The sequence below is a fragment of the Jiangella alkaliphila genome (genome assembly GCF_900105925.1).
GTDB lineage: Bacteria > Actinomycetota > Actinomycetes > Jiangellales > Jiangellaceae > Jiangella > Jiangella alkaliphila.
Window position 1 is genome coordinate 1,278,061 of sequence record NZ_LT629791.1, and the last position, 14,074, is coordinate 1,292,134.

Annotated in this window: 12 protein-coding genes and 2 pseudogenes; 5 read left to right on the forward strand and 9 right to left on the reverse strand. The window is 71.9% G+C overall.

The window, feature by feature from the left end:
- The first annotated feature begins 117 nt into the window (after window positions 1-117).
- Together BLV05_RS05995 and BLV05_RS06000 are read left to right on the forward strand one after the other, a co-directional pair.
- Complete coding sequence (locus tag BLV05_RS05995; protein WP_046766952.1) at window positions 118-2,100, forward strand: ABC1 kinase family protein; 1,983 nt, start codon at window positions 118-120, stop codon at window positions 2,098-2,100.
- A gap of 63 nt (window positions 2,101-2,163) precedes the next feature.
- Window positions 2,164-3,537, forward strand: coding sequence for a glutamate decarboxylase (locus BLV05_RS06000; RefSeq protein WP_046766951.1), 1,374 nt, complete (start codon window positions 2,164-2,166; stop codon window positions 3,535-3,537).
- Here the strand turns inward: BLV05_RS06000 and BLV05_RS35575 are convergent.
- Window positions 3,531-3,749 (reverse strand): annotated as a pseudogene (locus tag BLV05_RS35575) (thiamine-binding protein); the annotation flags it as partial. The gene BLV05_RS06000 and the pseudogene BLV05_RS35575 sit on opposite strands and share 7 nt — an antisense overlap.
- A gap of 9 nt (window positions 3,750-3,758) precedes the next feature.
- Window positions 3,759-4,682: pseudogene (locus BLV05_RS06005) on the reverse strand (phosphoketolase family protein); the annotation flags it as partial.
- Between the two features lie 160 nt (window positions 4,683-4,842).
- On the opposite strand from BLV05_RS06005, the gene BLV05_RS06010 reads away from it, so the two are divergent.
- A complete protein-coding gene (locus BLV05_RS06010; protein ID WP_152690575.1) occupies window positions 4,843-5,151 on the forward strand; it encodes an LLM class oxidoreductase in 309 nt (102 codons plus the stop codon).
- 1 nt (window position 5,152) lies between these two features.
- On the opposite strand, the gene BLV05_RS06015 is transcribed toward BLV05_RS06010, so the two are convergent.
- From BLV05_RS06015 to BLV05_RS06035, 5 genes are all read right to left on the reverse strand, one after another.
- Complete coding sequence (locus BLV05_RS06015) at window positions 5,153-6,031, reverse strand: proline dehydrogenase family protein (RefSeq protein WP_052762129.1); 879 nt, start codon at window positions 6,029-6,031, stop codon at window positions 5,153-5,155.
- A gap of 201 nt (window positions 6,032-6,232) precedes the next feature.
- Entirely contained in the window at window positions 6,233-6,856 is a 624-nt protein-coding gene (locus BLV05_RS06020) for a superoxide dismutase (protein WP_046766949.1), read from the reverse strand.
- 159 nt (window positions 6,857-7,015) lie between these two features.
- The gene (locus tag BLV05_RS06025) at window positions 7,016-7,675 is read right to left on the reverse strand and encodes an acVLRF1 family peptidyl-tRNA hydrolase (RefSeq protein ID WP_046766948.1); all 660 of its coding nucleotides are present in this window, start codon (window positions 7,673-7,675) and stop codon (window positions 7,016-7,018) included.
- Between the two features lie 437 nt (window positions 7,676-8,112).
- The gene (locus tag BLV05_RS06030; RefSeq protein ID WP_046767201.1) at window positions 8,113-8,670 is read right to left on the reverse strand and encodes a Uma2 family endonuclease; all 558 of its coding nucleotides are present in this window, start codon (window positions 8,668-8,670) and stop codon (window positions 8,113-8,115) included.
- Between the two features lie 115 nt (window positions 8,671-8,785).
- Window positions 8,786-9,304 carry a DUF1990 family protein gene (locus tag BLV05_RS06035; protein WP_052762128.1) on the reverse strand — a complete coding sequence of 173 codons (519 nt, stop codon included), beginning with the start codon at window positions 9,302-9,304 and terminating at the stop codon, window positions 8,786-8,788.
- A gap of 98 nt (window positions 9,305-9,402) precedes the next feature.
- Here BLV05_RS06035 and BLV05_RS06040 point away from each other — a divergent pair, with 98 nt between their 5' ends.
- On the forward strand, window positions 9,403-10,278 hold the full coding sequence (locus tag BLV05_RS06040; protein WP_046766946.1) for an RNA polymerase sigma-70 factor: 876 nt from the start codon (window positions 9,403-9,405) through the stop codon (window positions 10,276-10,278).
- Between the two features lie 475 nt (window positions 10,279-10,753).
- On the opposite strand, the gene BLV05_RS06050 is transcribed toward BLV05_RS06040, so the two are convergent.
- Window positions 10,754-11,692 carry a phosphatase PAP2 family protein gene (locus BLV05_RS06050; protein ID WP_063932492.1) on the reverse strand — a complete coding sequence of 313 codons (939 nt, stop codon included), beginning with the start codon at window positions 11,690-11,692 and terminating at the stop codon, window positions 10,754-10,756.
- A 63-nt stretch (window positions 11,693-11,755) separates the two neighbouring features.
- Window positions 11,756-12,895 (reverse strand): epoxide hydrolase family protein, encoded by a 1,140-nt coding sequence (locus tag BLV05_RS06055; protein WP_082154936.1) that lies wholly within the window; start codon window positions 12,893-12,895, stop codon window positions 11,756-11,758.
- 63 nt (window positions 12,896-12,958) lie between these two features.
- Between BLV05_RS06055 and BLV05_RS06060 the strand changes: the two genes are divergently transcribed.
- Complete coding sequence (locus BLV05_RS06060) at window positions 12,959-14,062, forward strand: helix-turn-helix transcriptional regulator (RefSeq protein ID WP_046766944.1); 1,104 nt, start codon at window positions 12,959-12,961, stop codon at window positions 14,060-14,062.
- Window positions 14,063-14,074: the final 12 nt, after the last annotated feature.

A 14,074-nucleotide genomic window follows, 5' to 3' on the forward strand; every position in this document is an offset into this window, starting at 1 on the left:
CGGCTACCGGGCCGCTCGGGGTTGGGCTGGAACACTGGCGGCCGTGGACGTCGCGGGTGGAGCGCTTGACGCGCCGTCACCCGGACGATGAGCGCGACCCGAAGGGCCCGACCCGCCATGGATGTACTGACGTTTCCGATCGTCGCGACCTTATCGGTGCTCACCGCGTTGGTCTTCGGCCTGATCGCGCAGCGGTTGCTCGGCGTGCGGCTCGGACTGTTCCGGTTGCTGCTGACCGGCGCGTTCGCGCTGTTCGTCGGCCCGCTGATCATGTTCGCGCTGCTCGACCAGTTCACCCTGTCGCCCGAGGGGATCTCCGACCAGAGCGAGGGCCCGGTCGCGTTCTGGTTCGCGCTGCTGGCCGGCGTGCTGACGATCCTCGCGTCGATGGTGCTGCTGGTGATCATCGAGGCGTTCGTGCCGATGGGGTCGCTGCCGCCCGCGCTGGTGTGGGGCCGCGGGCTGCTCGGCCGGCTGCGGCGGACCCGGCGGTACTGGCAGATCATCGGCATCGCGATGCGGCACGGCCTCGGGTCGTACCTGCGCGGCACCCGCGACCGCGCCCTCGACGCGCCGTCCGGCCGGGCGCAGCTGGGCCGAGCGCTGACCACCACGCTCAACGCGGGCGGCGTCACGTTCGTGAAGCTCGGCCAGATCCTGGCCACCCGGCGTGACGTGCTGCCGGCCGAGATGGCCGACGAGCTGGCGCGGCTGCAGGACGACGCCGCGCCGGTGCCGTGGCCGGACATCGAGCGGGTGCTCGTCGAGGAGCTGAAGGCCCCGGTCGAGGACGTCTTCGCCGAGTTCGACCGCGAGCCGCTGGCGGCAGCGTCCGTCGGCCAGGTGCACGTCGCGCGGCTGCACAGCGGCGCCGAGGTCGTCGTCAAGGTGCAGCGGCCCGGCATCCGGCCGGTGGTCGAACGCGACCTCGACATCGCCGGGCGGCTGGCCGCGCGGCTGGAGTCCGGCACCCGGTGGGGCCGTCGCATGGGCGTTCGCCCGCTGGCCGCCGGTCTGGCCGAGGCGATCCGCGAGGAGCTGGACTACCGCATCGAGGCGGACAACATCACCGCCGTGGCGACGGCGCCCAGCCGGCAGCCCGACGTCGTCCTGCCCGAGCCGCATCTCGCGCTGTGCACCGAGCGGGTGCTGGTGATGGACCGGCTGCAGGGCACGCCGCTCAACCGCGTCGACGCCGTCATCGAGCAGCGCGGCCTGGACCGCGACGCGCTGGCGACGACGCTGCTGGACTGCCTGCTGCGGCAGATCGTCCTCGACGGCATCTTCCACGCCGACCCGCACGGCGGGAACATCTTCCTGCTCGACGACGGCCGGCTCGGCCTGCTCGACTTCGGCTCCGTAGGACGGCTGGACGGTGCCCTGCGCGACGCGCTGCAGCGGCTGCTCGTCGGCGTCGACCGCGGCGACCCGCTCGCCGTCAGCGACGCGCTGCTCGAACTGGTGCCGCGTCCGGACGAGATCGACCAGCAGCAGCTGGAGCGCGACCTCGGCCGGTTCATGGCCAAGCACACGTCCGGCACCCCCAGCTCGGGCGTCCGGATGTTCGGCGACCTGTTCCGGGTGGTCGCGGACCACGGCCTGGCCATCCCGCCGGAGATCGCCGCGGTCTTCCGGGCGCTGGCGACGGCCGAGGGCACACTGACCCGGCTCACGCCGAGGTTCGACCTTATCGGCGGCGCCCGCTCGCTGGCCAGCGGGTACGTCGAGGAGCAGTACGGGCCGGAGCACCTCAAGCAGGCGGTCACCGAGGAGCTGGCCGCGCTGCTGCCGATCCTGCGCCGGCTGCCCCGCCGCGTGGAACGCATCGCCAGCGCCACCGAACACGGGCGGCTGGGCATCAACATCAGGCTGCTGGCCGACGAGCGCGACCGCGCCGTGCTGACCACGATGCTGCACGAGGTGCTGCTGACGTTCCTCGCCGCGACCACCGGGATCATGGCGGTGCTGCTGATCGGCACCGGCGGCGGGCCGCAGCTGACCGACTCCGTCGGCCTGTACGAGCTGATCGGCTACAACATGCTGGTGATCAGCGCGATCCTGGCGCTGCGGGTACTGGCGCAGATCTTCCGCCGCGGCTGACGGGCGCCGCTCTCACCCGTTTCGGGGGACGCCGTGGGGCGCACCGGCCCTAGGGTCGACGTCATGGCGCGGCACGAGGACACCTACGACGACCGCTACGGCACCGAGTTCCTGCAGCGACCAGCGCCCGACGACCGGCTGCCACGGCAGGGCATGCCGGCCGTCGACGCGATGCGGCTGCTCGGGGAGGAGCTGGTCCTCGACGGCATCCCGATGCGCAACCTGGCCACGTTCGTGACGACGTGGATGGAGCCCGAGGCGCAGCGGGTCATCGCCGAGAACCTGCACCGCAACTACATCGACCACGCCGAGTACCCGCAGACCGCGCTGATCGAGCAACGCTGCATCCGGATGCTGGCCGACCTCTTCCACGCGCCCGGCCCGACCACCGGTACCCGCACCCAGGGGTCGTCCGAGGCGATCATGCTCGGCGCGCTGTCGCTGAAGTGGAAGTGGCGGCAGCGGCGCGAGGCGGCGCGGCAGAGCACCGACCGGCCCAACCTGGTGTTCGGCGGCGACGTCCACGTCGTCTGGGAGAAGTTCTGCCGCTATTTCGACGTCGAGCCGCGGATCATCCCGCTGCGGCCGGACCGCCTCACCATCGGCCCCGACGACGTCGAGCCGCACGTCGACGAGAACACCATCGGCGTCGCGGCGGTGCTCGGGACCACGTTCACCGGGCACGCCGACGACATCGCCGGCATCAACGACCTGCTGGTCCGGCTGCGCGACGAGCGCGGCCTCGACGTCCCGCTGCACGTCGACGGCGCGAGCGGCGGCTTCGTCTGGCCGTTCCTCTACCCGGACACGAAGTGGGACTTCCGCCTCGAGCAGGTCCGCTCGATCAACGTGTCCGGGCACAAGTACGGGCTGGTCTATCCCGGCATCGGCTGGCTGGTGTTCCGCACCACCGACGACCTCGCCGAGGACCTCGTCTTCTACGAGAACTACCTGGGCAAGCGCGACGCCACGTTCACGCTGAACTTCTCCACCAACGCCAGCATGGTGCTCGCGCAGTACTACAACCTCGTCCGCTACGGGCACGCCGGCTACCAGGCGATCATGCGGACCATGCAGGCCAACGCCGCGGAGCTGGCCGAGCGGATCGTCGCGGCCGGCGACTTCGAGCTGGTCGGCGAGCCCGGCGCGGAGCAGTTGCCGCTGGTCGCGTTCCGGCTGGCCGGCGAGCACGCCTACGACGAGTTCGACGTCGCCGGGCAGCTGGCCGGCGAGCACGGCTGGATGCTGCCGGCCTACTCACTGCCGCCGAACGCCCAGGACGTGACGGTCCTGCGCGCGCTCGTGAAGCAGACCCTCAGCCGCTCGCTGGCGGACACGCTGGCCGACGACCTCGCGCACGCGTGCACGACGCTGGACGCGAAGGGCGGGCTGCACGAGCGCGAGCGCCGCCGGGTGAAGTCGGGGACCGGCTACTGATCCCGTTTGCGCGCCAGCGCCGCTTCGAGGCGCTCGACCTTGCCGGTGATCTCGCCGGTGTGACCGGGCCGGATGTCGGCCTTGAGCACCAGGCTGACGCGATGGCCGTGCCGGCCGACCGCCTCGGTGGCGCGCTTGACGACGTCGAAGACCTCGTCCCACTCGCCCTCGATGGTGGTGAACATGGAGTCGGTGCTGTTCGGCAGCCCGGACTAGGTGTCCTCGACCTGGTGGCCGTCGACCTCGCGCGGGCCGGTCCAGCCCTTCGGCGTCTTGAAGATGATCACCGGCCAGTCCGGGCGGTAGTCGTAGGTGCCGGCGCGCGCCTCGCGCTGGTTCGTCGCGATCTGGTCCAGCACGTGGTCCAGCAGCTCGGCGAACCGGCGGTGGACGGACAGGTGGTCCTCGTCGTCGAAGCCGGCCTCGAACCAGTACGGCGTGTGGCCGTAGCCGGCCATCAGGTGTTCCAGCTCGCGCCGCGGGATGCGGGCCAGCACCGTCGGGTTGGCGATCTTGTACCCGTTGAGGTGCAGGATCGGCAGCACAGCGCCGTCCGTGGCGGGGTTCAGGAACTTGTTGCTGTGCCAGGCCGTGGCCAGCGGGCCGGTCTCGGCCTCGCCGTCGCCGATGCAGGCCGCCACCGTCAGCCCGGGGTTGTCGAAGGCGGCGCCGTAGGCGTGCGACAGCACGTAGCCCAGCTCGCCGCCTTCGTGGATCGAGCCGGGCGTCTCGGGCGCCACGTGGCTCGGGATGCCGCCGGGGAAGGAGAACTGCCGGAACAGCTCCCGCAGGCCGGCCTCGTCGTCGCCGACGTTGGAGTAGACCTCGCTGTAGGTGCCGTCGAGCCAGGCCGCCGACACCAGCGACGGGCCGCCGTGGCCCGGCCCGGAGAGGTAGATCATGTCGAGGTCGCGCTGGACGATCGCGCGGTTGAGGTGCGCGTACAGGAAGTTCTGGCCGGGCGACGTGCCCCAGTGTCCGAGCAGGCGCGGCTTGACGTGCTCGGCCCGCAGCGGCTCGCGCAGCAGCGGGTTGTCCAGCAGGTAGATCTGCCCGACGGAGAGGTAGTTGGCTGCTCGCCACCACGCGTCGATGCGGGTGAGCAGGGCGTCGTCGATGGTCGGGGTACTGGCCTCGTCGAGCATCGTCGCCGCTCCTTCGGGTGGGCTGCTCGTCAAGGACCAGCATGTACCCGAGAGCCGCGGACTCATACACGTTTCTCAGGACCGTCTCCGGCTGTTCTCAGGATCGACCGGAAGGATCTCAAGCACGAACCGACTCGGACCTCACACGATGGAGACGGCCATGTACGCGATCCCGACGGCGGCACACATCCTCGGCGTCACCCCCGCGGCCCTGGAGGCCGCCCTCGAGCGCGGCGAGACCATCCGCAGCCTGACCATCGCCTGCGGGCAGGACCCGGACCGGATCACGGAGGCGATCGTCGACGCGGAGACCGGCGACGTCGTCGCCCTGGCCCGCATCGCCGGCTTCGAGCCGGACGCGATCGCCGAGTTCACCCGCGAGCTGCGCGCCTACCTCGTCGCGTTCGTCGACGACGGCGAGCGTGTGGCCGACCGGCTGTTCGAGACCCGCACCCTGCAGCCGGTGTGAGTCAGGCGCCCTGCGCCTCGGCCACCCGGCGCATCCAGTAGCGGAACCAGCTGTCGCCGTACGGCGCGTAGACGCGGACGGGGACGCCGCGCGCGACCAGTTCGCGGGCGTCGTCCTCGCGGACGCCCAGCAGCATCTCGACCCCGGCGCCGGGCAGCGCCTCCAGCAGCGCCTCGCGCACCACGGCATCGTGCGTCGCCAGCACCGGCGCGCTACCGGCCGCGTGCACCCGGTGGGCCAGCTTGATGAAGGCCACGGTGGCCCCCTCGCCCCACGCGTGCGCGACGTCGGCGGACTCCAGGTAGGCGCCCTTGGCCAGCCGGATCGGCACCCCCGCGGCGAGCAGGCGGTCGACGTCGTCGGGGCTGCGGCGCAGGTTGGCCTGGACGGTCGCCACGAGCGGCGCACCGGCCTCGGCCAGCGCGACGGTGAGGTCCATGATCTGCGGCGTGCGCCGGCTCTCCTCGGCGCTGATCTCCAGCCGTGCGCCCGCCGGGAGCACCTCCACGAGCTGCTCCACGTGCCGGCGGCAGACGTCGAACCCCAGGTCCAGGCCCAGGTGCGACGGCACGATCTCCAGGTACACGTCGCCGCCGACGTCCGCCAGCGCGGCCGCCGCCTCGCGGTAGCCGCGCACCGTCGCCGCGAGCTCATCTTCGTCGGCGGCGCCCTCGCCGAACAGGTCGAGGCTGACGGCCAGGCCGGCGGCGGTGAGCCGGCGGACGGTCTCGATCGCCTCGTCGAGCGTGGTGCCTGCGACGTAGCGGCGGGCGGCGGAGTAGGCGAGGTCCTGGGCCGGCGGGATCGCCCGGACCAGCGACTCGACCTCGGTACTGGTGGCGAGCGCGTAGAGCGCGCGCCGGGTGAGCGATGCGATCACCTCACCGACGGTAACAGCCGGCGGAGGCTCAGAACCCGAGCAGGAGACCCGCGAGCACCGACGCGTAACCGACGCACAGCGCGACGAGAGCGATCCGCACGGTGGTGCGGCGCCGGCTCGGCTGCGGCGGCGGTTTGAACACGCGGGCCTCCGGTCGGTCGAGGGCGCCGGCGGGTCGCCGGCGCCCCCTCGCGGAACGCGTCAGGGCGTGATGAGCCCTGCGGTCTTCGTCCGGGCCGCCTCGAACCGCGTGGCGACGTCGGGCCAATTGACGATGTTCCAGAACGCCGCCACGTAGTCGGGCTTCACGTTCTTGTACTGCAGGTAGAACGCGTGCTCCCACATGTCGAGCATGAGCAGCGGGACGGTGCCGGCGGCGAGGTTGCCCTGGTGGTCGTAGAGCTGCTCGATGACCAGCCGCTGGCCGATGCTCTCCCACGCCAGGATGGACCAGCCCGAGCCCTGGATGCCCAGCGCGGCCGCCGTGTAGTGCGCGCGGAAGCCGTCGAACGAACCGAAGAACTCGTCGACCGCGGCGCCGAGGTCACCGTCGGGCTTGTCGCCACCCTCGGGCGACAGGTTGTTCCAGAAGACGGTGTGGTTGACGTGACCGGCGAGGTTGAAGGCCAGGTTCTTCTGCAGCAGGTTCACCGTGTCGAGCTTGCTGGTGGCGCGTGCCTCCTCCAGCTGCTCGAGCGCGGTGTTCGTGCCGGTGACGTACGTCTGGTGGTGCTTGGAGTGGTGGAGCTCCATGATCTGACCGGCGATGTGCGGTTCGAGCGCACCGTAGTCGTAGGGGAGATCCGGCAGAGAGTAGACGGCCATTGCTTCTGAGCTTCCTCTCGACGACATCGTCAGGCCCGGGACCTGTCACTGGCTAACCTACGCCTGCCCACTGAGCGCGACCACAAACGGTCCGAACTCTGCGGTGTCAGGCTCATTCTTGACCGACTGGCGTCAGACCTCGCGGTCGGCGGCACCGCTTCACCCTGTGATGTCCGGCTCGGACAGGGTGATCCGGACGGCCCGGAATGTCGCCGGCGTCGCGTCGAGGACGACCCGTTTCGGGTCCGGCACGGCCAGGTGCGGCAGGCCGGCGGAGCGGTCGCGGAGTGCGGCCAGCGCCGTCAGCCGCCGGTCGGCGAGGACGTGGTCGACGGCGGCGCGGTCGCCCCCGGTGACGACGGCGTCGAGCTCGGCAGCGTGCGGCAGCAGCACCCGCGCGGCGACGTCGGCGGCGGCCTCGAACGCCTCGCGGGCCTGCTTCTCACGCCGCCGGGCGAACCGCTGCTGCGACTGGCCGCCGGCGGCCGTCCGGCCCTGCACGTGCCGCGAACCCACTTTCGACGTCACCAGCGCGGCGCCGTGGAAGACGCCGGCCGCGTAACCGCCGCGGCGCACCAGCAGCACGGCGACCCGCCGGTCGCGGGCGGCGTGCGCGATGAGGCCGCCGTACGGTGCGGCGGCGTCGTCGTGCGGCAACGGGGGGAACGGGACCGCGCAGCTCGCGACCGCTCCGTCCGCCGCCTCGACGACGACGGCACCGGGCCCGGCGCGGTGGGTGGTGGCGCCGTGCCGGCGGGCGAACCCGGCCAGCCAGGCCGCCAGCCGTTCCGGCGGGATGGTGAGCACGCGATCGGGCATCTCCAGAGGATGCCCTGCCGAAGAGCGGCGGAGGTTGCGACCCCGGCCTCCGCAGCGAGCCGGGGCCGCAACCGGTACCCGAACGCTGCCATGGATCCGATGGGTCGGCGGCTCTTGCTTGACCCCCGCCGGTGTTCGGACTCCACGGCACTCGTCGTATGGACCGTGATGTGAACTGTCTGGGACCCCGGGCGTCAGCCCGGTGTCATCGCCGGACCCTTCGGTCCGGTGGTCGACCGCCGGAAGGGCAAGACCGTACCTTCGACCGGCACGATCACACTTCGATTCCTACACCATACCGGACAGATCGTCGAGGTCCAGGTCACGATCACCCACAGATCAACTCGGGGCTGACGTCAGGCCTCCGCGGCCGGCTACAACGCGTCACCTCGCTGTGCGGACGGGTCCGGACCAGCGCCGACGGCCGGCGGCGGCGATCAGCCGAGCAGCGCCGACGGTGTGACGGTCACCGGGTACGGCCGCTCCAGCCGGACCTCCTCGTCCCCAGTGGTCCGCGCCACCTCCACATAGTCGCCGTCGACGAGGTCGTAGGCGACGATCGACGGCCCGCCGTCGGGGTCGACGATCCAGTACGACCCGACGCCGCCCTCGGCGTACTTCGCGAACTTGACCTTGGTGTCGTAGAGCCGGGTGCTCGGTGACAGGATCTCGACGGCCAGCCGCAACGGCTTGGTGAGCGGCCCGTCGACGATGTCGTCCTTGGCCACCACCAGAAGGTCGGGTATGAGCGAGTTCCGCTGATTCGGCTGCCAGTCCAGTGGCGCGTAGAACACCTTCAGCTCGGGCGGACACGCGCCGTGGAGGAGGAGGAACAGTTCGCCGCTGACGATCTGATGCTTCGGTCGCGGGGACGGGCTCACCAGGACCCGCCCATCGATGAGTTCGTAGCGCAGCCCGTCGTTCTCGGGCAGGCCGTCGAGATCGTCCACCGTCCAGGCTTCGACGACACGTGGCAGCTCCTGCATGGTTGTCATGGTGCCCTCCTCGTGCTCGGATGTCATTCGCAGGATGGCCCGTGGTTCACCCAGAAACGGGTCGGGCTAACTTCCGGGCTAATCGCGCGGCGGTTGCCCGTTTCGTCGTCGCTGGTCAGCCGTGTGACGCGCGCGCGGCCAGTCGGCGGGCGGCCGTCACGTAGCGGCGGGTGGCGACGGCCTGGGCGGCGCGGGTGAGCGGCCCGCCGAGGCGGGCGTACCAGGCGGCCGCGCGGCTGAACGCCGTCACCGTGAACCAGAGGTCGTCGTGGTCGTCGAGCTCGGCGACGAAGGACTCCTCGCCGCGTTCCGGGTGACCGGCCAGCGTCCCGTAGGCGTACCCGCCGCGGCGGTCCTCGTCGAGCACCCAGACCACCTCGCACGGGATCCGCAGTCCGACCGGCCCGACGCCGAGCGTGCTGGTGACGCGGACGCCCACCGCGGCGCGCGGCTGCGACGTCGCGACCCGCAGGCCGATGCTGCGATGCAGGTCGAACATCACGACGCCCTCGACGACGGCGGTGAAGGCGGCCCGGCCGTGGCCGATGCGCTCGCGGACCCGGACGTGGTCGTAGCCGTCAGGCAGCGGCTCGCCGTCGCGGGTGGCGCCGACCTCGGGGTAGGTGAAGGACATCACTCGCGACTCTGCCACAGCCCCATGTCACAACCGTGCACCAGTGTGTGTCTGAATGGCATGGCAGGCCACTCCCTCGAACCGAAGGTCCCGATGCCGTGACGGAGACGACTCCCGACCCGTTCCAGCGGCACCGCGGGCTGCTGTTCACCGTCGCCTACGAGCTGCTCGGCAGCGTGGCCGACGCCGAGGACGTCGTGCAGGACACGTGGCTGCGGTGGTCCGCCGCCGACCGGTCCGACGTCCTGGAGCCGAAGGCGTACCTCGTCCGCATCGCTACTCGACTGGCGCTGAACCGGCTGCGCACGCTGCGGAACCGGCGCGAGACGTACGTCGGGCCGTGGCTGCCGGAGCCGCTCGCGACCGGGCCGGACGCCAGCGGCGGGGTCGAGCTGGCCGAGGACGTGTCGATGGCGATGCTCGTGGTCCTGGAGACGCTCACGCCGATCGAGCGGGCGGTGTTCGTGCTGCGCGAGGTGTTCGGGTTCGCGCACGCGGAGATCGCGACGGCGCTGGACCGCAGCGAGGCGTCGGTGCGGCAGGTCGCCCACCGGGCCCGCGAGCACGTCCAGGCGCGGCGGCCGCGCTTCGACACCGACCCGGAGCAGCGGCGGGCGGTGACCGAGCGGTTCCTGCGCGCCACGGCCGAGGGCGACCTCGCCGAGCTGCTGGAGGTGCTGGCGCCGGACGTCGTCATGGTGAACGACACCGACGGGAAGGCGCGCGCGGCCCTGCGCCCGATCTTCGGCCGGGACAAGGTGGCCCGCCTGCTCGTGGGCCCGCTGGTCCGCCGCGAACTGGCCGGCTACCGGTTCGAGTACGCGGAGCTCAACGGCGAGCCGGGCGTCGTCGGCGTGCTGAACGGACGCGTCGACGTGGCGGGCCTCATCGAGACGAGGGGCGGCCAGGTGGTGCGGCTGCTCGCGTTCCGGAACCCGGATCGGCTGACCGGTCTGAGGCGCAACTGGCGATGAGCGTCCCGCCCCGGCCGCCGGCATGGCGGATATTGACACAACCTGATGCCGGGCGGCCGGATGCCGGGACGTTTCGGCGCTGTTTTGTGACTATTTCAGAATGGCGACGGCTCAGAGCCGGGTCACCTTCGGGTTCGGCAGGGCGATACGACGTACCGCGGTGCCGAAATCGACGTGTACCTCGTGATCGCCGGGCACGCTGACTACGCGGCCAAGACCGTGACGGTCGTGAGTGAGCAGGTCATCAACGACGAACTTCTGCGGGGGCGGAGGGGCGATGGGGCGGAACGGGCTAGAAGGATAAACAGGCCTCGCGGCCGGTGTACGAGAGGTCATTCCGTCAGTCTGCCGTTCTGGGCCGCAGATGTGTAGCCCTCTTTGGAAGACTATGTCAACTCTTGACCATCAGTTCGGCGGGCAACGTTGAACACGTGTTCCCCGTCGACCGGCACGCTGCCGTGACAGCACCGAACGGCTAGGACACGGTGTCGGAGACGCCGGCCGCGACGGATCGCGACGACGGACGTGCGTCCTGTGACGGCCGGCTGGCGACCTGGTGCGCGACGAGGATCGCGGCGAACGAGAGCGCCGTGACGGCCACGACGCCGAGCCCCGCGCCCACGTAGGCCGTCGCCAGGTCGGAGCGTTCGGTGACGGCGCCCGCGGTGTTCAGCACGTCGCGGGTGCGCAGCAGCGCCGACGCGGCCATGGCGCCGGCGACCCCGGCCACCACGACGAACAGGCCGCTGACGATCGCCGTCGGGGCATTGCCGGCCGGCGGCGACGGTATCCGCTCCGGGCTGCTCAGCGCGGTGAGCACCGTCGCCAGCCCGGCCCAGGCCAGCACGACGGTGATGGCGGCGACGACGTCGGACGGCCGGTGCCAGCCGCCCACCATGGTGGAGACGCCGGTGATCGCGGTGTACCCGGCGCCGAGGATCGCGACCGCCGGCCGGGCCCGTCGCGGCACCACCAGAACCAGCGCGGCCGCGACGCTGGCCGCGACCGTCGTGTGCCCGCTGGGCAGCGAGTTGTCCAGCGGCCCGGTGTCCTCGGCCAGCCGCGGCCGGTCGAATACCACGCGCTTGAGCACCTGCGTGGTGAGGTTGGCGCCGCCGACCAGCACGATGACCTGCAACGCCAGCAGCCACCGCTGGCGCAGCAGCGCGATCAGCGCGACGGCGCCCAGCACCACCACGACGAACGGCACCGACACGACGTCGAGCACCTGCTCCGCGCCCGACCACAGCGTCGAGCGGCCGATGCCGGAGCCGCGATAGGCGACCTGGTCGATGCGCTGCCCCACGGCGGTGTCGACGAACCACCGCCAGCTCGCCCAGGTGCCGAGGGCGCCGGCCAGGAACATCAGCAGGCCGAGGACGACACCTCCGGGCCGGGGCGAGTAGCGGCGCATGCTCCGAGGGTAGTCAGACACGCTGAGAATCCCCTGGGACCGAGCCGCCGGGGAGCGGATGGGTCACCGCAACTGGGCGAAGAAGGCGCGGATGTCCGCAACGTGCCCGGCCGGCTCCTCCATCGCGATGAAGTGGTGCCGGCCCGGGTTGCCCTCGGGCCAGTGCACGATCGGGCCGTCGCGCTCGGCCAGCCGCCGCATCAGGGCCGAGCCGCCGCCGTAGACGCCGGACGGCACGCCCGCCGGCGCCTTCGGCCACTCGAACCTCGCGGCGCCGCCCTGTGCCAGCCCTTCGTACATCGGCCACGACGACGTCGCGGCGGTCTTCGTGAACCAGTAGACGCTGACGTTGTCGAGGAACAGGTCGCGGTCGATGACGTCGAGCAGCGGCTGGTCGGACATGGAGAACTCCTGGAACTTGTGCGCGTGCCAGGCCAGCAGCGACACCGGCGAGTCGTGCCAGCCGTGCCCGAACGTCTGCGGCGCCACTCGCAGCAGCGCGTGGTGGTCGACCCCGCCGGACGACCACTGCTGCATCAGGTCCCACTCGGCCCGCTCCTCCTCGGTCATGCCGGGCACGTCGTCCTCGGTCGGGAAGCCGAAGCCGCCGTCGATGTGCACGCCGACGACGCGGTCGGGGTGCCGCCGGGCCAGTTCAGGCGTGACGTACGCGCCGAGGTCGCCGCCCTGCGTGCCGTAGCGGTCGTAACCGAGCCGGGCCATCAGCTCGGCGAACATGCCGGCCACCGCGGGGATGCCGAACCCGGTCGTGCGCGGCGCGCCGGAGAAGCCGAACCCGGGGATGGACGGCACGACCACATGGAACGCCTGCGCAGGGTCGCCTCCGTGCGCTCGCGGGTCGGTGAGCAGCGGGATCGTGCGGGCGAACTCGACGAACGAGTTCGGCCAGCCGTGCGCCAGGACCAGCGGCAGCGCGTCCGGCTCCGGCGAGCGCACGTGCAGGTAGTGCAGGTCCAGCCCGTCGATCTCGTCGACGAACTGCGGGAACGCGTTGAGCGCGGCCTCGCGGGCGCGCCAGTCGTAGCCGGTGCGCCAGTACTCGGCGAGGTCGCGCAACCAGTCGGTGGGCACGCCACGCTCCCACCCGTCGCTGGGCAGCTGCGGTGTCCAGCGGGTGCGGGCCAGCCGGTCGTGCAGGTCGTCGAGGTCGGACTGCGGGATGTCGATCGTGAAGGGGGTCATGGGTCCGACGGTAGGACGCATCTAGGTCGGTTCTTGTCCTAGTTCTGCGGCATCCTGGTCTCCATGAGTGAAACGTCCGGGCGGCTGCTCGCGCTGCTGTCCCTGCTGCAGACGCCGCGCGAGTGGCCTGGCAGCGAGCTCGCCCGGCGCCTCGGCGTCACCCCACGCACCGTCCGCCGCGACGTCGACCGGCTGCGCGACCTCGGCTACCCGGTCGAGGCGACGCTCGGCGCGGCCGGCGGCTACCGGCTGGTGGCGGGCGCCGCCCTGCCGCCGCTTTTGTTGGACGACGAGGAGGCGGTGGCGATCGCGGTGGGGCTGCGCGCGGCCGCCGGGTCCGCCGTCGCCGGGATCGAGGAGGCATCGGTCCGGGCGCTCGGCAAGCTGGAGCAGGTGCTGCCGGCGCGGCTGCGCCATCGGGTGCGCTCGCTCGGCGTGGCGACCCTGCCGGTCGGCGGCGGCCCGATGGTCGACCCGGAGGTGCTGACGGCGCTGGCTGCCGCCGTCGCGACCCGCGAGCGGGTCCGCTTCCGCTACACGTCGGGTGACGGCGAGCAGTCGGGCCGGCTGGTCGAACCGCTCGCGCTGGTCCCCTCCGGCCGCCGCTGGTACCTCGTCGGCTGGAACGTCGAATGGGACGTCCGCCGGAATGTGGACCGGGACATTCGCCGCGGCGCTGGCCGGACCCCGCCCGGTGGGGAGCGTCCTCCCACCCTACGGGCGGGCGCTGACAACCGCGTTCGCAGCGGCAGCGACGGCGACTACGCAGGCTGGCGGACGTATCGGGTGGACCGGATCGCCCGGGTCCAGCCGACCGGCGTGCGCATTCGCGAGGAGCACCCCCTGCCGGCCGATGACGCCGCGGCCTACGTCGCCGGTCGGCGCACCGACTGGGGCACGCCCGAGTTGCGCGTCGTCGTGGACTTCGACGCACCGGTGGGTGCGGTGGCGGGCCGGCTCGGCGACGGGCCGGGACAGGTCGTGGCGGTCGACGACGCGAGGTCGCGACTGGACGCACGGCGTGACGACTCGATGGAGTGGCTGGCGTCGCGGCTGGTGGCGCTCGGCTGCGACTTCACCGTCGAGGCGCCGCCCGCGCTGACCGCAGCGGTGCGCGCCCTCGCCGGCCGCGCGGCCGCCGCCGTCGCCGTCAGGCCGAACAAATAGTCATACAAGATG